The following is a 23,419-nucleotide window of genomic DNA, read 5'->3' as shown; positions in this document are numbered from 1 at the left end:
CGCGCGAAAACCCTTCCGCCGAAACGCGACCGCGCGGTCGCCCCGCTGGAGTCCGCCGCGGCGGCCGCCGGTCAGAAGTCGGTGATCGAGGTCTGGAGGCCGGCGACGAGGTTGGACTTCCGCCGGAGCCGGCCGAGCGAGACCGGGACCGCCGGGAGCACGGCGTCGAGCGCGTCCCGGAAGCTCTCGGCGACCCCGTGCTCGCCGTCGAAGGCGTGGCGCACGCCCTCCCGGACCTGCCAGACGCCGACCGGCGCCCAGTACTCGTCGGTGACCTCCCGGAGGACGAGGGCCTTGGCCTGGCGCTCGCGCTCGTGGAGGTGCTCCAGGACCGCGAGCCGCGAGGCGTAATAGGCGCCGGCCGTCTCCTCGACGTACCCCGTGCGGCCCTCCCAGCCCTCGTGGGCGCTGGCGAGGTAGTAGTCGTCGGCCGCGGGGTTCCAGACGCTCTCGGGCGCCTTCATCTCGACGAGCTCGAACTCCCACTGGCCCGGGGCGAGGATCACCCAGTAGCGGTTGCCCATGTACTCGTTGGTCCAGACGGACACCTCGTCTACCGTGTCGCTGTGCTGGAGCCCTCCCCGCAGGTACTTCCCGACGGTGTCGTCGACGGCGGTGATCGACCACCGCGTCGGGACGAGCCTGCGGCTGTGCCCCTGGCCCAGCGCCCCCGCCGAGAGGATGGTGTTGATGTCGTACACGTCGAAGCCGCGGCGGTAGAGGTAGGTCATCGCCCCCTCGGCGGCCCAGTCGTCGTCCTCCAGGGTCTTCTCGACCGGCCGCGGCACGTGGGGGTTCTCCGCCAGGTCGGCGTTCGTGGCGCGGGCGCGCGGCCCGGTCGGGGTCGAGATGTCGTCCAGCGAGAGGTCGATGTCGGGCGTCCCGTCGAGGCCGACCTCCACGTCGACGGGGTGGTCGGCGATGGCGACCTCCCGCTGGGTGCCGACGAACCCGTCCCAGACGTCGCTCACGTCGACCTTCGCCGACCGCGTCGAGTTGAGCATCCCCGTCCGCCGCTGGAGCACGTCGTCGATCCCGTACCCCTGCTGGTACCACTCGCCGCTGGTCGCGAAGTCGGCGGCGTCGGCGTCGCCGCCCATCGGCGAGAGCACGCCCGTCGAGACGTTCGGGTAGCCCGACCGACCGACGAACACCTCTGGAGCCGTGGACCCGAACATCGAGTCGCCCTGCACCGCCTGCTGGAACTCCCGCTCGACGTCGTCGAGGTACTCCGTGATCTCGTAGGACTTCTCCTCGGCCAGCCGGCGCTTCTCCGCGGCCTCGTCGCGCTGGAAGTCCTCGATGAAGTCGTCGAGGCGCATGCCCGCCATTCGCCCGACTCTACCGTCCCCACGGGCTTGAATGGGTCGGTGCCGGAGCCCGCGACCGGGTTCGGGAACGGGGCCGGACCGACCGCGACGGACCGGTCGGCGGGCAGTCGGTCGCCGGCCACTGGCCGATCGTCCACCGGTCGCTGGTGGGGCGCGACCGCCGTTCGTCAGTCGTCGGCCGCCCGCCCGGTCGGTGCGCGCTCGGCCACGTCGGCGGGCGAGAGCCCGAACCTGGCCAGTCTGGCCTCGACGGTGGGGTGGTCGGCGGTCACCCGCTCCAGCCGCGTCCGGCGCGCGCCGAACGGGGAGCGGCCGGCGACGGCGTCGTCGTCGCCGAGCCGTCCGACGGCGTAGAGCCCGGTGCAGAAGTCCGTCGCGCTCGTCACCCGGACGGCCACGTCGTCGGCGTGGTACTCCTCCAGCCGGTTCGCGCGGGCCGCGAGCGCCCCGACGACGAGGACGGTCCCGGCGCTGGCGAGGACGTACAGCAGGCGATTGAACTCGTTCGAGCGGGCGACGCCGGCGGCGAGGAAGGCGCCGCCACAGAGCGCGGCGACCGTCGGGGGGAGGTGCCGGAGGGCCACGAGCCAGCAGGCCGCCAGGCCGACGGCGTGGGCGGCGCCCTCGCGGAGGGGGACCCGGCGGACGTGGCCCAGCGAGAGGTGGGCGAGTTCGTGGGCGACGACGGCCCGGAGCGCCGGGTCGTCGAGGCGTTCGGCCAGCGGTGCCGAGACGACGACAGCCGCGCGGTCGCCGCCGCCCAGGACGGACACCCCGCCGGCGCTCTCGCGGTCGACGACGGCCGACGGCGTCGGCACGCCCAGGTCGGCGGCCACCGCCGCGACGGTCCGGCGCAGCCGCGGCGGCGCCTCGTCGGCCAGTTCGAGTCCGCGAAAGAGGCCGTCGGTGACGACCCGGCCGACGGCGAACTCCAGCCCGAAGCTCGCGAGCGCGAGCGCCGCGACCGTCGCCGGCGCCATCCCGACCGCGTAGCAGGCGGCAAGCACCGCGGCCAGGACGGCGAGCAGCGCCGCGTCGACCAGCCGGTAGGCCGCGGGCAGGCCGGCCTCGCGGGCGAGTCTGCGCGTCGGCGACACGATACCGGTCGTTCGGTCCGGTGGGGCAAAAGCGGTCGGTGCGGGGTGAGGTCGGCGTGGGGCGGGCCGAGCGGATCCGAACCCATATGGCCGCCGGCCGGCGAGGTGTAGTCGATGCCGACAGTCGAGTGCGACGCGGCGGCGGCCCGCGAGCGGCTGGAAGACGCCGGCGTCGAGGTCGAGCCGGGCAACACGGACCACGAGCGCTGGCGCGCCGAGCGGGGCGACGCGACCGCCGTCGCCTACGACGACAAGGTCGTGATCCAGGGGGCCAACCCCGCGGACCTGGAGGGGTTGATCCGCGAGGGCGGCGGCCGCGCGCACGTCTACTTCGACGGCGCCTGCCGCGGCAACCCCGGGCCCTCGGCGGTGGGGTGGGTCATCGTCAGCGGCGACGGGATCGTCGCCGAGGGCGGCCACACCATCGGCCGCGCCACGAACAACCAGGCCGAGTACGAGGCGCTCATCGAGGGGCTGCGAGTGGCGAGCGACTACGGCTTCGACGAGGTCGACGTGCGCGGCGACTCCGAGCTGATCGTCAAGCAGGTCCGCGGCGAGTGGGACACGAACGACCCCGACCTCCGGGAGTACCGGGTCACCGTCCGCGAGCTGTTGACCGGCTTCGACGAGTGGTCGCTCGAACACGTTCCGCGGGAGATAAACGACCGCGCCGACGAACTCGCCAACGAGGCGCTCGACGAGGCCTGATACCGATGCCCGACGAGACACCAGACCCCAGCGAAGCGCCGGACGTACTGACCGACGACGACCCGGAGCCCGACGACCTCCCGCCCGAGAGCGTCGTCGACGAGGCCGAACGACTCACGAAACTCGCCAGGGAGGCCGCCGTCGACGCGGAGGCGACAGCCTACCGGAGCGACCGCGACGAGCGGCTCGCCGACCACGGCTACACCGCCCGCGTCCGCGAGGACGAGACCCGCGACGTGCTCGTGCTCCACCCCGAGGAGTGGGTCGAGGACGGCGAGATCCGGACCGAGCGGGTCGAGGACATCGACCGCGGGATCGAGATCGCGCTCTCGGGCCCCGGCGAGGGCGACGACTGGGCGGAGATCGACGACTACAACCGCGATATCGTCGCCGACGTGCGCGAGGAACACGGCGACGACCACGCGGCCAACGTCGCGGCGCTCGCCGACTTCATGGGCAACCACTACGCGAAGCCGGTCCACGACGCGACGGCCGACGAGTTAGAGGAGTTCCTCGAGGACTACTACAGACGCAACGCGTGGCCGACGGCTGGCCAGCGCGATATCGTCGAAAAATCGGTACGCGTCGCCTTCTCCGTCGCGGACGAGCGCTGTCCGCTGTAATTATTCCTGGGCGGCGTCGACGAGCTCGCGGAGGTCGTCAGCGCGGTCGCCGCTCGTGACGAGCTTCGAGAACTCCCAGGAGAGCTGGTCGAGCACCGTCTCGTAACCCTCGTCGGTCAGGGCGTACTGGTTGGTGCGCTTGTCGAGCTCGCTCTTCTCGACCAGGCCCATCTCGACGAGGTCGTCGAGGTTGGGGTAGAGCCGACCGTGGTTGACCTCGTCGTCGTAGTAGTCTTCGAGTTCACGTTTGATAGCCAGGCCGTATCGCGGCTCTTCGCCGAGGATGACGAGGATGTTCTGCTGGAACGCGGTCAGTTCGCGTGCGATTCCGGGGCTGTCAGTCACCGATTGTGCCTCTGACATGGTTAGTGGAATGTCATCTGACTATTTAACACTTGTTAACTTTCTTCCGTTATCCGGGAGGATCCCCCACCCCTTGGCCGCTTCTCCCGGTAATATCACGCAATGATAATCGCATTCCTCCCGGAGAGGTGTTCCGGTTCCGCGGGCTTGCGCGGGCGAAAACGGAAAGGCCTTTGCCGGCGCCAGGCGGACTCGCGGGTGATGTCCAACCTCTGGGAAGACCTCGAGACGGGCCCGAACCCGCCCGAGGAGATCTACGCAGTCGTCGAGTGTCTGAAAGGCGAGCGCAACAAGTACGAGTACGACAAGGATATCCCCGGCGTCGTCCTCGACCGCGTGCTCCACAGCAACGTCCACTACCCCTCCGACTACGGGTTCATCCCGCAGTCGTACTACGACGACGAGGACCCCTTCGACGTGCTCGTGCTCGTCGAGGACCAGACGTTCCCCGGCTGCGTCATCGAGGCCCGCCCCGTCGCCCTGATGAAGATGGACGACGACGGCGAACAGGACGACAAGGTCATCGCCGTCCCCAGCGAGGACCCCCGCTGGGACCACATCGAGGACCTCGGAGACATCCCCCAGCAGACCCTCGACGAGATCGACGAGTTCTTCGCGACCTACAAGAACCTCGAGGAGGGCAAGGAGGTCGAGACGCTGGGCTGGGAGGACAAGCAGGCCGCCCACGACGCCATCGAGCACGCCCAGGACCTCTACGAGGAAGAGTTCCAGTAACCCCTCTCCCGCGGGGGCGGCTCCCCGGCGACGCCGCAGTATCCACGACCGCCGAGCCGCGGGACTCGCATCCCGGGACAGACGGACCGGCCGCGTCCCGGATCGGCGGGCCGGTCGCGTCCCGGGATCGACGGACCGCCGAAGCGGTGAACAGTTCACGCGATTTTACCGGGCGAATAAACGATTAAATCGCCCGACTGCACCGGGACATGAACGGTGCTGAAATCGGGCGAACTCACGTACGAGGTCGGCCCCCTATATCATCCGTCGGCCCCAAGGTGTACTCGTCCGAGGTGACCCCGATGCAGAACACCGACCCTCCCTCCGCCGAAGCACTGCGCGAACAGGTGTCCGCCGTCTCCGAGCGGTACGTCGCCGTCGAGTGCGACGAGGAGACGGTCCTGTTCGACACCAGCGAACCCGACGGCTGGATCGTCGCCGACGCCGCCGTCGACCGCGAGTCGATGCGCTGAGTCGACTGTCCCACCGATATGCCTCCCGCGCATCCGTCCCCGTTCGGCCCATGAATTATGAGCATGGGTAATTACTTGGGTCCGGCGCGCGTACGTCGACGTGTATGGCGACCAAGACTCCGACGACCGGGATGGCGCACCTGACGGTCGTGCCCGAGAACCTCGACGAGGCGGCCGCGGGGGACGAGCCGGCCGAGCGCGGCGAGGCGGTCGAGCGCGGCGAGGCGGCGGCTGGCCGGTCGGCCGGCGAGAACGCGGAGTAACGGCGGCTGAGCTCGTCACCGACGCCCCCCGAGCCTGTCCGCGAAAAGAAGCTTCTTGTGCCCCACCGCGGTATCCGGAGGCATGGGACTGTTCGACCGCATCCGCGGCGGCGACGACGAGCCGCGGGTCGCTTTCTTCGGCATCGACGGCGTGCCGTATAGCCTCATCGCCGACAACCGGGAGAAGTTCCCGAACCTCTCGCGGCTCGTCGACGAGGGGTCGGCCGGCGCCATCGACAGCATCGTCCCGCCCGAGTCGTCGGCCTGCTGGCCGGCGCTGACCTCCGGGAAGAACCCCGGCGAGACGGGCGTCTACGGCTTTCAGGACCGCGAGAACGGGTCCTACGAGACGTACGTCCCGATGCGCCGGGACGTCCAGACCGACCGCGTCTGGGACCGCGTCCAGGAGGCCGGCCGCGACGCCACCGTCATGAACGTCGTCACCACGTTCCCGCCCCAGCGCAACGTCCAGCGGATGGTCTCCGGTTTCCTCTCGCCGGGCGTCGAGAAGTCCGCCTACCCCGACGAGTTCCGCGACTACCTCCAGTCGATCGACTACCGCATCGACACCAACGCCGGCCTCGGCCACACCGACAAGGGCGAGTTCATGGAGGACGCCCACGCGACGCTCGACGCCCGCCAGGAGGCGTTCAGACACTACGTCGAGGAGGACGACTGGGATCTGTTCTTCGGCGTCTTCATGGCGACCGACCGGGTCAACCACTTCCTGTTCCGCGACTACGAGGAAGACGGGGAGTACAGCGAGGAGTTCATCGAGTTCTACGAGAAGGTCGACGAGTACCTCGGCGAACTGCGCGAACTGCTGCCCGACGACGTGACCATGATGGTCGCCTCCGACCACGGGTTCACCTCGCTGGACTACGAGGTCAACTGCAACGCCTGGCTCCGCGAGAACGGCTGGCTGTCCTACGAACAGGACAGCGACTACACGTTCCAGCTGGGCGCCTGGCTCCGCGAGGGCGACCGCCTGGAGTTCGACCCCGACTACGCCGGCGACCTCGACGAGCTGGTCGACCCCGCGACCCTGGCCGCCGAGTTCGAGGACGGCCGGCTGGTCGCCGACGACGAGGACGCCCGCGACGAGGCCGTCGCCGCCATCCACGACGCCACGCCCGCCGTGATCGACGAGGGCGAGGAGCGCGCCGTCCTCGTCGACGCCGACGACGTGGACGTCGACACCCACGTCGTCGAGACGGACGAGGACGAGCCGGACGACGAACAGTTCCACGTCGAGGCCGACCTCGTCCGCGCCGAGGGCGACGCCTACCCGCAGAACGGGTCCGTCGTCGCGCTCACCGAGGACGCCCGCGAGTACGTCCTCGAGGAGCTCTCCGGGGTGACCCCCAAGTCGCTCGGCGCCGACAAGGCCGACACCACCGAACTCCTCGAGGACGTGTCCGTCGACGACTCGGACGGGGGCTTCCGCATCTCCGTCACCGCCGCCGAGGGCGTCGACCTGGGGACGGACCTGGACCCCGACCGCGAGGTGCTGGAGTACACCCACACCGAACTCCCGGACATCGCCGACGACGCGAAAGCGTACTCCCTGATCCCCGGTCGCTTCTACCTCAACCTCGAGGGCCGCGAACCCCGCGGGAGCGTCCCGGAGGACGAGTACGAGGAGGTCCGCGCCGAGCTGAAAGCGGAGCTCGAACAGCTTGAGGGGCCGAACGGCGAGCCCGTCGCCGACCGCGTCGTCACGAAGGAGGACGCCTTCCGCGGCGACCACGACGACATCGCGCCGGACCTGACCATCGTCCCGAACCACGGCTTCGACCTGAAGGCCGGTTTCAAGGGCCGCAAGGACCCCTTCGTCGAGTTCGGGGCCCGCAACGGGATGCACAGCTTCGACAACGCCACCCTCCTGATCGACGACGAGGAGGCCCGCATCTCCGACGTTGATCTCTTCGACATCGCGCCGACCATCCTCGACCTCATGGACATCGACTACGAGCGCGGCGAGTTCGACGGCTCCTCGCTCGTCTGAGCGGGCCGCATCCTCCCGGGAACTGCCGATTGCTCGTGACCCCAGTTCGACGGGGCCTTTATATGTCATCTCCGACCGTATCCGCGCCGTCCCGGAATTTTCAGACCCCGGGAACGCGCTCCCGTTTATATGCACTCTCGCCCGCAAGCTGCACATGTGAGGTGACGACCATGGCAACCAACACGGCGAACCCGCTGGGCGAGGAGTTCGCGTTCGACATCGGCGGCCCGGTCGCGAAGTACTGGGTCGCGATGCTCAGAGTCATCGTCGGCTGGTGGTTCCTCCACGCCGGCGTGACGAAACTCATCGAGGACGGGCTGGCCTACGGCTACGGGCCGGCGTACATGCGGGGCATGACCGGCACGGCGCTGGGCCCCATCCCGGTGTGGATGGGCGAGAACCTCGCGTGGCTGATCAGGCCGGGCGTCCCGCTGTTCGAGACGCTCATCGGCCTCGGGATCATGTTCGGGGTCCTCACCCGGCTGGCCGCCTTCGGCGGGGCCGTCTTCATGACCCTGTTCTGGGTCGGCAACGCCGGCTACGGCAACGGGCTCGTGACGGGCGACTTCATGGGCCTGCTGCTGTTCGTGACCCTCGCCGCGCTGGCCGCCGGCCGCTACTACGGCGGGGACGCGGTCATCGAGCAGACCGAACTGGTCGAACGGCACCCGAAACTCAAGTACATCCTCGGCTGACGAGGTGAGACAAATGAGAGACACTATCATCACCACGGTCGACAGAGCGGCGATGGCACTCGGTGCCGGGCTGATCCTGCTGGGGGTCGTCGGCCTCGGCATCGTCGAGATACTCGCGGGCCCGCCCTACGGCGCGGCGCCCGTGACCAACGACGCCGGCGAAGTCGTCGCGACGCCGATGGTCGACGCCAACCTCAGGGTCCTCCTGGTCGTCGCCGGCCTCGTCGTCCTGCTGGCCTGGCAGCTCTACCGCATGGCCGCCGTGCCCGGCGGCGCGGACACCGCCCAGCGCGTCGAGATGACCGCCGACTGACGGGCGGTTCCCCCTCTTCCCGCTTCCGCGCATCCCGCAGGGTTCTGCGCGACCCCTTCACGCTCCCGCAGTCCCGTTTCTGCGTGACCGCTCCGCGCCAGCCAGCGGCCCCACCGGCCGGCGACCGGGGCGTCGGACGCGCGTCTGACGGGTCGTTATGGTCTCTCACGGCGAAGGTCGCGTATGGCAAGCCTGACGGAAGTGTATGAGGGGCACCTGCGGACGGTGACGACCTCTCGTCGGTTCTACGCGGGGGCGAGTCTCTTCGCGGCGGGCGCGGCGATGGTCGTCGCGAGTATCGTCGTCGCGACGACGAACGTCGGGGCAACGCTCGGGCTCGACCGCATCGCGGCGCGCACGCTCGCCGGCACGCTCGCCGGCCTCGGCCTCCCGGCCACCTTCCTCGGCGTGTTCGCCGTCCTCCCGGCCGGGCGGGCGACACGCGCCGCCTCGGTCATCGGCGCCAGCGTCGCCGTCCTCGGCGTCGCCCTGTTCCGGGTCGCCTACCCCTACCAGTGGTTCGGCACCGGCGACCCGCTCGGGCTCGCGGCCGTCGTCGTCTACTTCGCCGGCGCGATGGTGACGTTAACGTGCCTGTTCGCCGGCCTCGCCACGTTCAAGACCCGCAACGACCCCGGCGGCACCGCGCGCATGGAGATCACCGAGGAGGGCAACATCCGACTCGTCGAGGACGCCGAACCCGCCGGCGGCTTCGGCTCGGTCGGCCTGTTCGGCACGGACCCCCAGGGCGAGGTCCGCACCCAGACCAACCGCGACCAGCCGCCGGGCTCCGAGCCGACGAGTCACGGCCGGGACGCCGAGATCCTCGTCGACGCCGCCGGCGAACGGTCCGGCCCCGCCGGCCAGTCCGGCGCCGCCGCCGACGGTGGCTCGGCCACCGTCGACGACGGGTCGAACGGCGAGTTCACCGACGCCGAGTTCGTCGAGGCCGCGAGCGAGCGGGGTCGTCCCGACGCCTACTGCGGCAACTGCGCCCACTTCGAGTACGTCAAGGTCGACGGGAAGATCACCCCCTACTGCGGGCTCAGCGACGAGCTCATGGAGGACATGGACGCCTGCGACGAGTGGTCCGAAGCGAACTAAGAATCGGGTCGGCGCGCGAACCCCGCGGTGTGTCACTGCTTCCCCGTATCGTTGCTTCTCCGTATCGCTCCCGTCCGGCGACGAGGCCGGCGTCACCCAAACGCGAGGATCGAGGCGACGCCGACCGCGAGCATCACGAGTCCCAGCGCGACCGTGAGGACCGCACCGCCCCAGTTGCCCAGGCGGTACGCCAGCGCGTGGTCACGGTCGAAGTCTTCCCGGTTGAAGAGAGTGACGAAGCCGAGGACGAGGCCGATCGTCGACGCGAGCGCGACACCGCCCGTCGCCGGCGAGCCGGCGAGTGCCAGGCCGGCGGCGGCCGCGACGCTCCCGACCAGGCCGAGTCCGATGCCGACCGCGTACACGTGGCGGACGCCCGTCGTCACACTGAACCGACAGTACGGCGATCGGCCGGATGTATCTGTCGGCCGTTCCCACCGTCGCCACGCCGGGCGTCCGATACCGCGAAACGGGGGATTTTTCAGTCGGTGGCCCGCTACGGCGGGTATGAAGTTCTGCGACGAATGCGGCTCGATGATGAAGACAGAGGGGGACGCCTGGGTCTGTGGCAGTTGCGGCTACGAACAGCTGCGCGACGAGGCCGAAGAGGCCGAGACAGCCGTCACGACGCAGGGCCAGGAGGAGACCGAGGTCATCGACACCTCCGAGGTCGACGCCGAGGACATGGGCGCGACCACGGAGATCCGGTGTCCAGAGTGCGGGAACGACCGCGCGTTCTGGGAGATGAAACAGATCCGCGCGGCCGACGAGAGCGAGACGCGCTTTTTCACCTGCACCGAGTGCGAGCACAAGTGGCGCGAGGACGACCACTGAAGTACGCCCGGTTCTGAGGGGCCGACGTGCCACGCGCTCCCGACGACGGCAGCGACGACGTGCCCGCGCCGGCGGTCCCGCTCGACCGCCTCGGCGGGGCCTGGGAGCGCGTCGAGGATACCACCGAGACGCTGTTCGGCGTCGAGGGCGCCGACGTGCGCGGCCACACCGTGGTCTACGAGGACGCGGCTCTCCGCGCGGCCGTCCGCGAGGCGACCGGCGGCGCCGTCGACCAGTCCTGGCGCTTCTTCTTCGCCACGCGGCTCGCCTTCCGCCCGCCGCTGGCGCCGCGGGTCGGCCCCGCGATGGTGCTCCCCTCGGTGAAGACCGAAGCCGTCCGGCGGTTCGCCGACGACCTCGAATCGCGCGGCGTCGTCGGCGTCGAGCGGGGCCGCCGCGAGCGGATACGGACCGAGGACCGCTCGCGGGTCGCGCTCCGGCAGGTGACCGGCGAACTGGCGCTCCCCGACGGCGACCCCGTGCCCGTCGAGGGGTGGGTCGGCGCCTGGGCCGACGGCGACATCCGCCTCGCCGGCGGGGCCTGCCCCCGCTCGTCGCTCGCCGATCGCTTCCCGGGCGCCGAGGACCCGGCGCTCGACGGCTCGGTCGACGACTACCGCGAGGAACTGTTCGACCTCGTGCGAGCGACCGGGTGACCGGCGAACGCGACGGAAACGGGACCCCCCGACCGCCGGCCGCTACACCCGCCGCGCGAACGTGAGGTAGCCGGTGTGGCCGACGCCCGCGGTCGACGGCCGCGAGCCGCGGTCGTCGAAGTCCATCTCCCGCTGGATCGTCTCCAGCGTCTCGACCTCGCCGAGCCCGACCTCGTGGGCCGCCGACACGGCTTCGCGGGTCGCCTCGACGAACGGCGAGTACACCGCGACGTAGCCGTCGTCGCGGAGCAGGTTGGGCGTCCGCTCGACCATCGTCGGCGCGTCCTCGGTGTCCAGCGTCACCACGTCGTACCTGTCGAGGTCGCCCAGCTGGTCGGTCACGTCGCCGGTCCGCACGTCCACGCGGTCGTCCACGCCCGCCAGTTCCATGTTCTCGCGGGCGACCTCGGCGAACTCGGGGTCCCGTTCGTAGGTCGTCACGGTGGCGCCGCAGCGGCCGAGGTACGCCGCCAGCACGCCCGTCCCGGTGCCGGCGTCGAGCACGTCGTCCGCGCCGGAGACGCCCGCGTGACCGACGATGAGCCCGATGTCGCGGGGCATCATCGGCGCGCCCGTCCGCTCGAAGTGGTTGAAGAGATCCGGCCCGCGTAGCTTCCGCGCGGTGAACGCCTCGCCGATGTGGGTCTCGACGACCTCGCCCGGCTCCACGTCCTCGGGCACCTCCAGCACGCCGAGGTCGCACTCCAGCGTCTCACCGGGCGACAGCAGGTACTCGCGGCCCTCCGCCTCGTGGACGAACAGCAGGCTCACTCTAACCGCTCGATGGCCGCCGCCAGGTCGCCGTCGGTCTCCTCCAGCGCCTCGCGGGCCGCGTCCTCGCTCGCGCCCGCTCGCGTCGCGACCAGTTCCACGTCCTCGTCGGGGATCTCGGCCGTGCCGCCGTCGCCCTCGCTCTCCTCGATGGCCGGCTCGTCGCTCCCGTCCCCGCCCTCGCCGCGCTCGCGGGACTCGGGCTCGCCGACGATGGTGTAGGTCTGCTGGCCCTGGGCGTCCATCCGCTGGACGTCCGCGTCGGTGAAGACGAGCTCCTCGTCGGGCGTCCGGATGACGACCTCCTCGGCGTCGAGGTCGGTCATGTCGATGCCCATCTGCTTCATCATCTGCTGCATCTTGCGGTCGTTCATGCCGCCGCCTCCTGGGAACATACCCCCACGTCCGGCGGCCGTACCAAAAAAGGTCGCGCCTCGCTCCGCTCGCCCGGCTAAGCTCCGCCGTCCGCACCGTCGCGGACGAACACGGCCACGCCCGTCTCGAAGTCCAGCATCCCCTCGCCGCTCAGTTCGGCGCGGCCGACGGCCAGCACCTCGCCGCGCTCGTGGGTGACGAGCACCTCGTCGCCGGGGCGAATATCCGAGTCCGCCGCGCTCACGAACTTGGCGAAGGCGTTGCGCCCCTCGCGGACGAACGGCTCGCTCTCGTCGCCGACGACGACGCGGTAACGCCCGTCGGACAGGCCGTCGTGTAGCCGCCGCCCGCCGGCCACGCCGAGGGTGAACCGGCCGTCGGTCGCGTAGGTGACCAGCCGCCCCTCGTCGGCGATCACCTGCCGGGGTCGCCCGGAACTGGTGTGGGTCACCTCGGGATCGCCCCCGCCGAACAGCGCCGCTCCGGCGCCGCGACCCCACTGGTAGTCGGCCACCCGCGTCAGCATCGCCCGGTCCTCGTCGTCCATCGCCCGAGCGTTCGCCCCTGCCTGCCTTGTATCTGTCTCACTCCCCCGGCGGTGTCTCACTCCCCCCGGCGGCCGCGCTCCTCGCCCGCGACGCTCACCGAAGGCGTGCCCCGTGCTACCACACACCGAAATATCTCGATTCGATCACGATCGATCATGGTCGTGTGACGCGGTTTCAGGAGAATTTATACGGATCGATTACCAACCTACTCGCGTTATGACAGAGACAGATTCGCGGAAGGTCGCGTTCGGGGTCGTGCTGCTGGCGGTCAGCACGGTCCTCATCTTCGGGCCGGGGGCGCTCAGCGTCGGCCTGCCCGTCGTCGCCATCGCCGCCGGGACGCTCGGCCTCGCCGCCGGCGCGCTGCTGGTCGGCACCTCGGACCCGGGCCGCCCGGTCTGAACCCGATCCCGCCGAACGACGCCGTAACGACTCCGATTCTCGCTTTCTCTCCCTCTCCCCGTCGCCGCGTAGCGTCGCGCTCCCCGGTACGTCGAGTACGTCCTTAATCATCCGCGAATCGGGTTACAGGCGAGGGGAGATGTCCGGTGGACAGCCCAGTCCGGGTGCGACGGTCGACCGGTAACCGAAACCGCATCGCGGAACCGACGACGAAGAGGAGACCGCCCGTTTTTTCGATCGCCACCGCACGCGGAGCGCCGGCTGCGGGGCCGTTTACAGCAGGAACCGGTCGGTGTCCTCGCTCATGTCGGTGAACTCGTCGGCGGCGGCGACCAGTTCCTCGGCGGTCGACTCCTGGAAGGCCATCACTTCGGTGCGGACCCCCTCGTGGCGGAGGTGCGAGCAGAGCCGCGAGAAGTCGCCGTCGCCGGTCGCGAGCACGACGGTGTCGACGTGGTTGGCGAGGGTGACGGCGTCGAGGCTCATGCCCACGTCCCAGTCGGCCTTCTTCGAGCCGTCGCCGAAGGTCTTGATGTCCTTGATGCGGGTCTCGAAGCCGATGTCGACGAGCGCCTCGAAAAAGGACTCCTCCTCGGGGGCGTCGGCGCGGATGACGTAGGCGACGGCGCGGGTCAGCTGGCGGTCGGCGACGGCGGCGTCGAGCAGCTCGGCGTAGTCGATGTTGCGCGTGTAGAGACTCCGCGCGCTGTGGTAGAGGTTCTGCGCGTCCGCGAGCACCGCGACGCGCTGTCCGGGATGGACGTTTTCCATGCCGGTTGCTGGCGCGCCCGCCCGGATAGCTCTTTGGTCGCGCGGTCAGGTCCAGGCCGCGAGACACTCCAGCGAGCAGAACGGCAGGTCCACGGTCGCGCTCGCGCCCCCGTCGGTCCGGGCCGATTCACCCGTGTCGGTCCCGCTCTCGCTTTCACTCTCGCCCGTGGGCTCCCCGCGCTCGACGTGTGCCCGGAGCGTGTACGCCGGTGCCCCCTCGTCCTGGCAGTTCGCGCACTTCATGGGGACCACTCACACGCGATCCCCCGTTGTTATTCGCCGTCTAACAGCTTCGAGACCCCCGAAATATTCGCTGGGACCGATCGCGCTCCCGAGTCGGACCGGTGGCTGTTGGTCCCCGGTAGCCGACCGGAAGCGAGGGCCGGCGGCCGTCGGCGGGTCACCGGGTTTAACCGGGACAGCGCCGAATCGCGGGTATGACGCGACACGCGCTGTTCGTCGGCGGCACCCGCTTCATCGGCCGCCGCGCCGTCCGGGAGTTCCGCGACGCCGGCTACGACGTGACCGTCTTCCACCGCGGCGAACACGAGAGCCCGTTCGCCGACAGCGAGGGGGTCGACCACCTGCACGGCGACCGCACCGACGACGGCGACCTCGCCGACGCGGCCGTCCGCGACCCCGACGTAGTCGTCGACCTGGTGGCCTACCAGCCCCGGGAGGTCCGCGCCGCGACCCGGGCCTTCGACGACGCCGACGCCTACGTCTACGTCTCCAGCGGCGCCGCCTACGGCGCCGAGGCGGTCCCGAAACGCGAGGGCGAGACCGACCTCGAACCCTGCAGCGAGCAGCAGGCGACCGACGACTCGGGGGCGACCTACGGCGCGCGCAAAGCCGAGGGCGACCGCGCGGTCTTCGCCGCTGCCGAGGACGGCGTGAACGCGATGAGCGTCCGGCCCTGCGTCGTCTACGGTCCCCACGACTACACCCGGCGGTTCGACTACTGGGTCCAGCGGGTCGCCAACTACGACCGCGTTCTCGTCCCGGGCGACGGCACCAACCTCTGGCACCGGGTCAGCGTCGAGAACGTCGCCCGCGCGCTCCGGGTCGTCGCCGAGGAGGGGGCGCCGGGCGAAGCGTACAACGTCGGCGACTGGCGGCTCCAGACCCTGCGCGGGACGGTCGAGACCGTCGCAGACGCGCTCGATACGGAGGTCGAGGTCGTCACCGCCGGGGAGCGCGAACTCGCCGCGGGCGGGCTGGAGCCGGGGGACTTCCCGCTGTATCGCGACCCGCCGCACGTCCTCGATACGAACAAACTGCGGTCACTCGGGTGGGAGCCCCAGTCCCCGACGGAAGCGGTCGCCGAGACCGTCGAGGAGACGCCGGAGCGGGAGGCCGACGAAGCGCAGGCGGGGCCGGACCGGGAAGCGGAGGAGCGGGTGCTCGGCGTCCTGGACACGCTGTGACCGGCGTTCAGACCGCGCCGGTCCCGACCAGGAACGCGACCGCGTCCCTGGCGACGACGAACGCCGCGTAGGCCAGCGCCGGCGGAAGCAGCGACTCGGTCCGTTCGTAGGCGTAGGCACTGATCCCCACGAGGCCGACCTCCGCGAGGCCGAGCGCCGCGCCCGCGACCCCGTCGAGTCCGGTGACCCACTGGAGGAGCGCGCCGGCGGCGAACACCGCGAGCGGGAGCGCGGAGAGCGCCGACAGCCAGCCGCGGTCGAACGCGTCGGCGGCGTACACCGGCAGCGCGATGCTGGCGATCAGCAGTAGCGTCACGACCGCGACTCGCAGCGGGAGCCCCGCGGAAACCAGATCCGTCGGCCCGACCGTCCCGACCAGCAGCGTCGTCAGCCCGACGGCCGCCGCCGGACTCGCGGCCGACCGGAGGGTCCGCTGGACGAGCGCGTGCGTGACGAGCACGTACGCGGGAAGCCCGAAGGACAGACCCAGTGCCGTGACGACCCCAGCCGTGAACGGGTCAGCACCGGCGGCGTAGGACGAGCCCGTCAGGGCCGCCAGGTTCGTCCCGGTCGCCCCGGCGAGCAGCTGGACGGCCGCGACGACTCCGACGGGCGCCAGCACGGCGGCGGCGACCACCGGCAGGTCCGCCCGGTCGGGCGACCCCAGCGGGAGCGGACGACCCCTGACCCTGGCGTAGGCGACGGTGAATACGATCGTCCCGGCGACGACGACCGCGGCGTTGGTCAGCGCGGTGGCGGCCAGGCTACCCAGTCCGGTCTCCGCGAGCGCGCCGGGACGGACGACCGACCTCAGTGTGCTCGCGACGGGCCACAGCGCGTGGATCCAGAGGACGAACGCGCCGAAGGCGGCGACGGCGACGGCGGCCTCCCGCGCGAGCGGCCGGCGATCGAAGGGAGCCCGCACCTGCGTGGGAACCATATCGACGGCATATGACCGTCAACTGGAATAAATACCCCGGTCGGCTCCCCCGGGCGGTACGCGAACCCGTCGTCCGCCGGCCGGTGTGCGGACGCGGTCGCGTCGCGTCTCGAAGTTGGGAGACGCGACTCGGCCGGCGAGCGACGGCAAGCGTTTTAGCGGCCCACCGCGCAAACCCCGGTATGTTCGACAAGTCGACGTGGATACGGCTGCCGCGCAACGTCGTGGTGGGACACGGCGTGCTCGACGACGCCGCGGCGGCCGTCGAGGAGTTGCGCCTCCACGGCGACCCGCTGGTGGTCACCAGCCCGACGCCCGCGGAGGTGGCCGGCGACCGGGTCGTCGCGGGCTTTGCCGACGCGGGGTTCGACCCGCGGGTGGTCCGCATCGAGGAGGCCACCTTCGGCGCCGTCGAGGAGGTCATCGAGGTCGCCGCCAGCGACGACGTGGGCTACCTCGTCGGCGTCGGCGGCGGCAAGGTCATCGACGTGACGAAGATGGCCGGCGAAGAGGTCGGCAAGGGCTTCGTCTCGGTCCCCACGGCGGCCAGCCATGACGGCATCGTCTCCGGCCGAGCCTCGATCCCGGAGGGCGACACCCGCCACAGCGTCGCCGCCGAACCCCCCCTCGCGGTCGTCGCCGACACCGAGATCCTGGCCGACGCGCCGTGGGAACTCACCACCGCGGGCTGTGCCGACATCATCTCGAATTTCACCGCCGTTCGGGACTGGGAGCTCGCCCACCGGCTGAAGAACGTCCGCTACCACGAGTACGCCGGCGCGCTCTCGCGGATGACCGCGGAGATGCTCGTCGAGAACGCCGACTCCATCCGCCCGGAACTGGAGGAGTCGGCCTGGATCGTCACCAAGGCCTTAGTCTCCTCCGGCGTCGCCATGTCCATCGCCGGCTCCTCCCGACCGGCCTCGGGCGCGGAACACCTCATCTCTCACCAGCTCGACCGCATCGCGCCCGACCCCGCGCTCCACGGCCACCAGGTCGGCGTCGCCTCGATCATGACCGAGTACCTCCACTCCGGCCCGAAGGGCCAGTGGCGCGACATCCGCGACGCCCTCGCGAGCATCGACGCGCCCACGACCGCCGAGCAACTGGGCATCGACGACGAGACCATGGTCGAGGCGCTGACCAGCGCCCACGAGATCCGCGACCGCTACACCATCCTCGGCGACGGCATGAGCGAAGATGCTGCGCGTGAGGCCGCGAGCGTTACTGGTGTTATCTGATCGCGTCTCTGTTTTTGTCCGTAGTAGCGGACTCGCGGGACACTACGTGACTATCGACTCGACCGCGACCGCAGACAGCGTGAAAGCCCTCGCCGTCTCGACTTCCGCGCCTCGCTGCGCTCCTCGGCCTTCGGCCTGCGGTGCTTGCTTCGTCGGGGTTCGTCGAGACGGCGACCCCTTTCATTCCCACCCGCACAGACTGACCACCCAGCCGAAGCGGGTGGGAATGAAAGGGGCGACGCGTTCGGCGAAGGCGGCTGACGTAAGCACCGCAGGCCGGAGTCCTCGTGAGCACAGCGAACGAGGACGGCGGCCGAGGAGCGCAACGAAGCCCCCGAGTCGAACGCGTCGGGGCTTTCACGCTGTTTGTGGCCGTTCTGCTCCCGGTCTCGGCACTCACTGATACTCCGACACCCACAGCCGAAAACGATTTATCTGACGACACGAAATCAACGAGTAATGACGCGGCACCGCGTGCCCGCCGCGGCGGTCTCGATTATTGCCCCGTCAGGGGCATAGTACCTACTTTCTCGGGGCACGACGGTTCCGCACCTGGGCGACACCAGTCCCGTCGGCGCGCAGTCGCGCCAGCGTGTCGCTCCCGCGAGCCCGCTCGTGCCGTGAGTCACGTTCCGCAAGCGGCGGCCGGGTCCTCGGTGGATTTCCCGGTCGCCCCGCATCGCGCGAAAACCGACACGACGAGAGACATCCATGCCGGAACGACTACCGGACCACTACGACCCGAACGCGGTCGAACAGCACGTCAAAGACCACTGGACCGACGGCGACGCCTTCCCGGGCGTCGACGCGCCGGCCGAGACCAGCTACGCCTACGAGTACGCGAAACGCCGCGCCGAGGAGCGGGGCGCCGAGAACGACGGAGAACCGTTCTACTTCCTCGACGGACCGCCCTTTACCAGCGGGCGGATGCACGTCGGCAACGCCTGGGGGAAGATCCTCAAGGACGCGCTACTGCGGTACCACCGCATGCAGGGCCGCCCCGTCCTCGCCCGGCCGGGCTACGACACCCACGGCCTCCCGGTCGAGGTGAACGTCGAGCAAGAGCACGAGTTCGGGACGAAGGACGCGGTCGAAGCGTACGGCGTCGACCGCTTCGTCGACGAGTGCCGCGCGTTCGTCGAGGACCAGCGCGCCGTCATGGACGAGGAGTTCCGCGACCTGGCGGTGTGGATGGACTGGGACGACGTCTACCAGACGATGGACCCCGAGTACGTCGACACGGTGTGGGACGCCTTCGCGGCGCTGTACGAGCGCGGACTGGTCGAGCGGGGCGACCAGGTCGTCAACACCTGCCCGCGCTGCGAGACGGCGGTCTCGGACTCGCGGCTGGAATACGAGGACCGGACGGTCGAGGCAGTGTACGTCGGCTTCCCGCTCACGGATGTCGACCGCGACGGTACCCTCGTCGCCTGGACGACGACGCCGTGGACGCTGGTCGGCAACCAGTTCGTCGCCGTCGACGAGAGCGGGGAGTACGCGGCCGTGGAGGTGGCCGACGGCGCGCTCGCCGGGCGCACCGCGGTCGACGGCCCCCTCTACGTCGCCGCCGAGCGAGTCGACGCGGTGATGGACGCGCTGGGCGTCGCCGACGGGAACTACGAAGTCACCGAGACACTCCGTGGAAGCGAGTTGGTCGGTGCCACCTACGAGCACCCGCTCTCGGACCGACTCCCCGACCACCCGACGCCGGAGGGAACGGTCGCCCACGCCGACTACGTCGAGACGGGCGGCGACGGGACCGGGCTGGTCCACTCCGCGCCGGGGTTCGGCCACGAGGACTTCGAGCGCGCCCGTGAGGCCGACCTCGACCTGCCCGTCTACTCCCCGGTGGATCTCGACGGGCGATTCACCGACGAGGCGGGGCCGTTCGCGGGCCTGGCCGTCCACGGCGAGGGCCGCGCGGCGGTCACGGACGCGCTCCGTGAGGCCGGCGCACTCCTCGCCACCGAGCGGTTCGCCCACGAGTACCCGCAGTGCCCGCGGTGTGACACCGACGTGGTGATGCGCGCCGCCGAGCAGTGGCTCGTCCGCGTCACCGACCTGAAGGACGACCTGCTCGACGCCGTGAGCGACACGACCTGGTACCCCGCCGACGCCCGCGACGGCCGCTTTCGCAACACCGTCGAGGCGGCGCCGGACTGGAACGTCTCCCGCCAGCGCTACTGGGGGAGTCCCCTCCCGGTGTGGCACTGCGAGGACTGCGGGCGCGACACCGTCGTCTCCTCGCGAGGGGACCTCGCGGAGCGAGCCGGGCTGGACGAGGTGCCCGAAGACCCTCATCGTCCGGTCGTCGACGAGGTGACCGTCCCCTGCCCCGACTGTGGCGGGGAGGCCGAGCGGGTCGCGGACGTGCTCGACGTGTGGTTCGACTCCGCCGTGGCCTCGTGGGCGAGCCTGCGCGAGCGCCCGAGCGAGACTCCCCGGCCCGACGACTGGCCCGCCGACCTCGTCGTCGAGGGCAACGACCAGACCCGCGGGTGGTTCCTGATGCAACTCTACCTCGGCGTCGCGTTCGCCGACCGGGCGCCCTACGAGGAGGTGCTGATGCACGGCTGGGCGCTGCTGGACGGCGAGGGGATGTCGAAGTCCCGCGGGCACGTCCTCCGGCCGCCCGAAGTCGCTGAGGCCCACGGCCGCGACGCCCTGCGGGCGCACCTGCTCGGCCACGAACAGCAGGGCCAGGACGTGACGATGACCTCCGAGATGACGGGCGTCGAGACGACTCGCGAACGGTTCGACGTGGTGTGGAACGTCGCCCGCTTCGCCGCGATGTTCATGGCCGAGGACGACTACCAGCCCGCGGTCGAACTCGCCGCCGACCCCGACGATCGACGGGTGCTGGACGAGTGGGTCCTCGCGCGCCTGCGCGAGGTGACCGAGCGGGCGACCGCGGGCTTCGAGAACCGCGAGCCGAACGCCGCGCTCGATGCGGTCCTCGACTTCTTCGTCGAGGACGTGTCCCGCTACTACGTCCAGACGGTCCGCGACCGCGTCTGGACGCCCGACTCGACCGCGGACAGGCGGGCCGCCTACGACACGCTCGGGACGGTACTGGGCGCGTGCGTCCGGCTACTCGCGCCGTTCGCGCCCCACCTCGCCGAGCGGCTCTACCGCGCGCTCGACGGGCCCGCCGACGCGGGCGAGCCGACCGTTCACGCGACGACCTGGCCGGACGCCGACGCGCTCGGCCTGCCCGACCGCCCGGAACTGGTCGACCGAGTCGCGGCGCTCCGCGCGGTCGAGGGGGCCGTGGCGACCGCCCGCCAGGAGATGGGTCGCAAGCACCGCTGGCCGGTCGCCGGGGTCGTCGTCGAGACCGACGACGAGACGGTCGCCGCGGCGGTCGACGCCCACCGCGAGTTGCTGGCCGAGCGCACCAACGCCGAGTCCGTCGATCGCACCGACCGCTACCCCGCCCGCGAGCGGGTGGTCGTCCCCGAGATGGACGCGCTCGGCCCGGCCTTCCGGGACGACGCCGCCGCGGTCGCCGACGCCGTCGAGGGGCGGCCGGCCGACGAGTTGCCGCTGACCGTCACCGTCGACGGGTCCGACCGCGAGGTGACCGCCGAGCAGGTGTCGGTCGTCGAGCGCGTCCCCGACGGCGTGCGGCGGGTCCCCTTCGGCGGCGGGACCGTCTACGTCGACGAGTCGCTCCCGGAGCGCCTCCGCAGGGAGGGGCTGGCCCGTGACGTGACCCGGCGCGCCCAGGAGATGCGCGCCGACCTCGATCTGACCGTCGACGAGCGGGTCCAACTGGCGGTCCGCACCGACGATGAGACGCTGGCGGGGGCGCTGGCGGACCACGCCGACGAACTGCGCCGCGCCGTCCGGGTCGACGACCTGTCAGTCTCGGCGGGCAGCGAGGAGACCGACAGCGGCGGACCGGACGGCGAGTTCGCCCTGACCCGCGAGTGGACGGTCGACGGAGCGGCGGTGACGCTGGCGATGGAACCGACGAGGGTCTCGCGAGCCTGAGACCGACGGACCGCGGAAGGATGGGATAGGATGGGATTCGCCGTAGGCGGGGAACGGGAGCGTGTGACCGTGCCGCGCCCCCGGCACACGCAGGTGACTCGTCGCGGGGCATAAAGGGCCGTCAGACTCCGGGCTGACGACCGGCAGACGACGGCCGATTTCGCACGAAATCCCCGCCGGGCGGCGGGACCGATCCGCTCCGGGCCGGTGTCGACCGACACCGACGCGCCATCCGGGTCGTCCCTCTCCCGGCAACCGCGGCGGGCGGTTCGCGTCCCCCTGGCCCGCACTTTATGTGATTATATACCTATTATTGTCAGTATCCCCTTCCTGGATAATAATCTAACTGAATAGAGCCATTTTACTGAACGATTCCGTTTTATTTTTACCAGAAGTCCACGAGCGTTCACACATGGGATCCGACGTAAACCCGTTCGAGAGCTTACAGGAACAGATCGACGAGGCCGCGCAGTACCTCGACGTGGACGAGGGAATGCTGGAGCGGCTGAAAAACCCCGAGCGGATCCTGGAGACGAACCTCTCGGTCGAGATGGACGACGGGTCGGTCGAGGTGTTCCGCGCCTACCGCTCGCAGTTCAACGGCGACCGCGGGCCCTACAAGGGCGGCATCCGCTATCACCCGCAGGTCTCCCGCGACGAGGTCAAGGCGCTGTCGGGCTGGATGGCCTACAAGACCGCGACCGTCGGGATCCCGCTGGGCGGCGGCAAGGGCGGGATCGTCATCGACCCCGACGACTACTCCGAGGACGAACTGGAGCGGATCACCCGCGCCTTCGCGACGGAACTGACGCCGATCATCGGCGAGGACCGCGACGTGCCCGCCCCCGACGTGAACACGGGCCAGCGGGAGATGAACTGGATCAAGGACACCTACGAGACCCTGGAGAACACGACGGAACCGGGCGTCATCACCGGCAAGGACATCTCCAGCGGCGGCAGCGAGGGACGGGTCGAGGCGACCGGCCGCTCGACGGTCATCGCCGCCCGCGAGGCGTTCGACTACCTCGGGGAGGACATCGCCGACGCGACCGTCGCCGTCCAGGGCTACGGCAACGCCGGCTGGATCTCCGCGAAGCTCGTCGACGAGATGGGCGCCGACGTGGTCGCCGTCTCCGACTCCAGCGGCGGTATCTACAGCGCGGGCGGCCTCGACCCGGTCGCCGCCAAGGACCACAAGCGCGAGACCGGCAGCGTCGTCGGCTACCACGAGGCCGACGAGGCGGTCTCCAACGACGAACTGCTCCAGCTCGACGTGGATCTCCTGATCCCCGCGGCCCTGGAGAACGCCATCGACGAGGAGATCGCCGAGGGCGTCCAGGCCGACGTGATCTCCGAGGCCGCCAACGGCCCGATCACGCCCAAGGGCGACGACGTGCTCGAGGACAAGGACGTCATCATCGCCCCGGACATCCTCGCCAACGCCGGCGGCGTCACGGTGTCGTACTTCGAGTGGGTGCAGAATCGCCAGCGCTTCTACTGGGACGAGCAGCGCGTCAACGAGGAACTCGAGGACATCGTCGTCGAGCAGTTCGACACGCTCGTCGACGCCTACGAGGAACACGACCTGCCGAGCCTGCGGGTCGCCGCCTACGTCGTCGCGATCCAGCGCGTCCTCGACGCCGCCGAACAGGCCGGCACCTGGCCGTAGGTCGACGCCCACACGTTCGTCAACTTCGGGCGCCCCCGTTTCGTTTTAATCTCGTTTTTCGATCGTTCTTCCATAT

The 23,419-nt window shown here is 70.4% G+C and carries 25 protein-coding genes and 2 pseudogenes; 17 read left to right on the top strand and 10 right to left on the bottom strand.

The window, feature by feature from the left end:
- Window positions 1–71: 71 nt before the first annotated feature.
- Both nreA and ACMGFI_RS10010 read right to left on the bottom strand, forming a co-directional pair.
- Complete coding sequence (gene nreA / locus ACMGFI_RS10015) at window positions 72–1,322, bottom strand: DNA repair protein NreA (RefSeq protein ID WP_436910230.1); 1,251 nt, start codon at window positions 1,320–1,322, stop codon at window positions 72–74.
- A gap of 176 nt (window positions 1,323–1,498) precedes the next feature.
- On the bottom strand, window positions 1,499–2,428 hold the full coding sequence (locus ACMGFI_RS10010; RefSeq protein ID WP_436909350.1) for a M48 family metallopeptidase: 930 nt from the start codon (window positions 2,426–2,428) through the stop codon (window positions 1,499–1,501).
- A gap of 114 nt (window positions 2,429–2,542) precedes the next feature.
- On the opposite strand from ACMGFI_RS10010, the gene rnhA reads away from it, so the two are divergent.
- Together rnhA and ACMGFI_RS10000 are read left to right on the top strand one after the other, a co-directional pair.
- Window positions 2,543–3,136 carry a ribonuclease HI gene (gene rnhA / locus ACMGFI_RS10005; protein WP_436909348.1) on the top strand — a complete coding sequence of 198 codons (594 nt, stop codon included), beginning with the start codon at window positions 2,543–2,545 and terminating at the stop codon, window positions 3,134–3,136.
- A gap of 5 nt (window positions 3,137–3,141) precedes the next feature.
- Window positions 3,142–3,759, top strand: coding sequence for a DUF7108 family protein (locus ACMGFI_RS10000; protein ID WP_436909346.1), 618 nt, complete (start codon window positions 3,142–3,144; stop codon window positions 3,757–3,759).
- Here the strand turns inward: ACMGFI_RS10000 and ACMGFI_RS09995 are convergent, their stop codons facing one another.
- Window positions 3,760–4,122, bottom strand: coding sequence for a PadR family transcriptional regulator (locus ACMGFI_RS09995; RefSeq protein WP_436909345.1), 363 nt, complete (start codon window positions 4,120–4,122; stop codon window positions 3,760–3,762). It abuts the gene before it with no gap.
- A 201-nt stretch (window positions 4,123–4,323) separates the two neighbouring features.
- Between ACMGFI_RS09995 and ACMGFI_RS09990 the strand changes: the two genes are divergently transcribed.
- From ACMGFI_RS09990 to ACMGFI_RS09955, 8 genes and pseudogenes are all read left to right on the top strand, one after another.
- Window positions 4,324–4,857 carry an inorganic diphosphatase gene (locus ACMGFI_RS09990; RefSeq protein ID WP_436909343.1) on the top strand — a complete coding sequence of 178 codons (534 nt, stop codon included), beginning with the start codon at window positions 4,324–4,326 and terminating at the stop codon, window positions 4,855–4,857.
- 302 nt (window positions 4,858–5,159) lie between these two features.
- Window positions 5,160–5,330, top strand: a complete 171-nt coding sequence (locus tag ACMGFI_RS09985) for a DUF7331 family protein (protein ID WP_436909342.1) — start codon at window positions 5,160–5,162, stop codon at window positions 5,328–5,330.
- 104 nt (window positions 5,331–5,434) lie between these two features.
- Window positions 5,435–5,593, top strand: coding sequence for a hypothetical protein (locus tag ACMGFI_RS09980; RefSeq protein ID WP_436909340.1), 159 nt, complete (start codon window positions 5,435–5,437; stop codon window positions 5,591–5,593).
- Window positions 5,594–5,675: 82 nt separating this feature from the next.
- Window positions 5,676–6,539: pseudogene (locus ACMGFI_RS09975) on the top strand (alkaline phosphatase family protein); the annotation flags it as partial.
- Window positions 6,540–7,115: 576 nt separating this feature from the next.
- Window positions 7,116–7,601, top strand: a pseudogene (locus tag ACMGFI_RS09970) (alkaline phosphatase family protein); the annotation flags it as partial.
- A 170-nt stretch (window positions 7,602–7,771) separates the two neighbouring features.
- Entirely contained in the window at window positions 7,772–8,296 is a 525-nt protein-coding gene (locus ACMGFI_RS09965) for a DoxX family protein (RefSeq protein ID WP_436909339.1), read from the top strand.
- Window positions 8,297–8,309: 13 nt separating this feature from the next.
- Entirely contained in the window at window positions 8,310–8,609 is a 300-nt protein-coding gene (locus ACMGFI_RS09960) for a hypothetical protein (protein WP_436909338.1), read from the top strand.
- 183 nt (window positions 8,610–8,792) lie between these two features.
- Window positions 8,793–9,713 carry a cell division protein CdpA domain-containing protein gene (locus ACMGFI_RS09955; RefSeq protein WP_436909336.1) on the top strand — a complete coding sequence of 307 codons (921 nt, stop codon included), beginning with the start codon at window positions 8,793–8,795 and terminating at the stop codon, window positions 9,711–9,713.
- Between the two features lie 92 nt (window positions 9,714–9,805).
- Here the strand turns inward: ACMGFI_RS09955 and ACMGFI_RS09950 are convergent, their stop codons facing one another.
- Window positions 9,806–10,099, bottom strand: coding sequence for a hypothetical protein (locus ACMGFI_RS09950; RefSeq protein ID WP_436909335.1), 294 nt, complete (start codon window positions 10,097–10,099; stop codon window positions 9,806–9,808).
- A gap of 121 nt (window positions 10,100–10,220) precedes the next feature.
- Here ACMGFI_RS09950 and ACMGFI_RS09945 point away from each other — a divergent pair, with 121 nt between their 5' ends.
- On the top strand, window positions 10,221–10,547 hold the full coding sequence (locus tag ACMGFI_RS09945; RefSeq protein WP_436909333.1) for a transcription factor S: 327 nt from the start codon (window positions 10,221–10,223) through the stop codon (window positions 10,545–10,547).
- Between the two features lie 26 nt (window positions 10,548–10,573).
- Window positions 10,574–11,203 (top strand): DUF6517 family protein, encoded by a 630-nt coding sequence (locus tag ACMGFI_RS09940; protein WP_436909331.1) that lies wholly within the window; start codon window positions 10,574–10,576, stop codon window positions 11,201–11,203.
- Between the two features lie 42 nt (window positions 11,204–11,245).
- Here ACMGFI_RS09940 and ACMGFI_RS09935 read toward each other — a convergent pair whose 3' ends face one another.
- Genes ACMGFI_RS09935 through ACMGFI_RS09925 form a run of 3 tightly spaced genes read right to left on the bottom strand, consistent with a single transcriptional unit; the run spans window position 11,246 to window position 12,896 of the window.
- Window positions 11,246–11,974 (bottom strand): methyltransferase domain-containing protein, encoded by a 729-nt coding sequence (locus ACMGFI_RS09935; protein ID WP_436909329.1) that lies wholly within the window; start codon window positions 11,972–11,974, stop codon window positions 11,246–11,248.
- A complete protein-coding gene (locus ACMGFI_RS09930) occupies window positions 11,971–12,369 on the bottom strand; it encodes a nascent polypeptide-associated complex protein (RefSeq protein WP_436909327.1) in 399 nt (132 codons plus the stop codon). The genes ACMGFI_RS09935 and ACMGFI_RS09930 overlap by 4 nt, the downstream gene beginning before the upstream one ends.
- Before the next feature lie 56 nt (window positions 12,370–12,425).
- Window positions 12,426–12,896, bottom strand: coding sequence for a PUA domain-containing protein (locus ACMGFI_RS09925; RefSeq protein ID WP_436909325.1), 471 nt, complete (start codon window positions 12,894–12,896; stop codon window positions 12,426–12,428).
- 217 nt (window positions 12,897–13,113) lie between these two features.
- Between ACMGFI_RS09925 and ACMGFI_RS09920 the strand changes: the two genes are divergently transcribed.
- On the top strand, window positions 13,114–13,299 hold the full coding sequence (locus tag ACMGFI_RS09920; protein ID WP_436909323.1) for a hypothetical protein: 186 nt from the start codon (window positions 13,114–13,116) through the stop codon (window positions 13,297–13,299).
- 273 nt (window positions 13,300–13,572) lie between these two features.
- Here the strand turns inward: ACMGFI_RS09920 and ACMGFI_RS09915 are convergent, their stop codons facing one another.
- Together ACMGFI_RS09915 and ACMGFI_RS09910 are read right to left on the bottom strand one after the other, a co-directional pair.
- The gene (locus tag ACMGFI_RS09915; protein ID WP_436909322.1) at window positions 13,573–14,070 is read right to left on the bottom strand and encodes a LabA-like NYN domain-containing protein; all 498 of its coding nucleotides are present in this window, start codon (window positions 14,068–14,070) and stop codon (window positions 13,573–13,575) included.
- Between the two features lie 45 nt (window positions 14,071–14,115).
- Window positions 14,116–14,313 carry a hypothetical protein gene (locus ACMGFI_RS09910; protein ID WP_436909320.1) on the bottom strand — a complete coding sequence of 66 codons (198 nt, stop codon included), beginning with the start codon at window positions 14,311–14,313 and terminating at the stop codon, window positions 14,116–14,118.
- Between the two features lie 194 nt (window positions 14,314–14,507).
- Here ACMGFI_RS09910 and ACMGFI_RS09905 point away from each other — a divergent pair, with 194 nt between their 5' ends.
- Window positions 14,508–15,497, top strand: a complete 990-nt coding sequence (locus ACMGFI_RS09905; protein WP_436909319.1) for an NAD-dependent epimerase/dehydratase family protein — start codon at window positions 14,508–14,510, stop codon at window positions 15,495–15,497.
- A 7-nt stretch (window positions 15,498–15,504) separates the two neighbouring features.
- Here ACMGFI_RS09905 and ACMGFI_RS09900 read toward each other — a convergent pair whose 3' ends face one another.
- The gene (locus ACMGFI_RS09900) at window positions 15,505–16,437 is read right to left on the bottom strand and encodes a hypothetical protein (RefSeq protein ID WP_436909317.1); all 933 of its coding nucleotides are present in this window, start codon (window positions 16,435–16,437) and stop codon (window positions 15,505–15,507) included.
- A gap of 182 nt (window positions 16,438–16,619) precedes the next feature.
- On the opposite strand from ACMGFI_RS09900, the gene ACMGFI_RS09895 reads away from it, so the two are divergent.
- From ACMGFI_RS09895 to ACMGFI_RS09885, 3 genes are all read left to right on the top strand, one after another.
- Entirely contained in the window at window positions 16,620–17,678 is a 1,059-nt protein-coding gene (locus ACMGFI_RS09895; RefSeq protein WP_436909315.1) for an NAD(P)-dependent glycerol-1-phosphate dehydrogenase, read from the top strand.
- 711 nt (window positions 17,679–18,389) lie between these two features.
- Window positions 18,390–21,674 (top strand): isoleucine--tRNA ligase, encoded by a 3,285-nt coding sequence (ileS, locus tag ACMGFI_RS09890; RefSeq protein ID WP_436909313.1) that lies wholly within the window; start codon window positions 18,390–18,392, stop codon window positions 21,672–21,674.
- Between the two features lie 412 nt (window positions 21,675–22,086).
- A complete protein-coding gene (locus tag ACMGFI_RS09885; RefSeq protein ID WP_436909312.1) occupies window positions 22,087–23,343 on the top strand; it encodes a Glu/Leu/Phe/Val family dehydrogenase in 1,257 nt (418 codons plus the stop codon).
- Window positions 23,344–23,419: the final 76 nt, after the last annotated feature.

This window comes from Halosimplex marinum (genome assembly GCF_051414075.1).
Taxonomy (GTDB): domain Archaea; phylum Halobacteriota; class Halobacteria; order Halobacteriales; family Haloarculaceae; genus Halosimplex; species Halosimplex marinum.
This window is presented reverse-complemented; position numbering and strand designations above follow the sequence as displayed.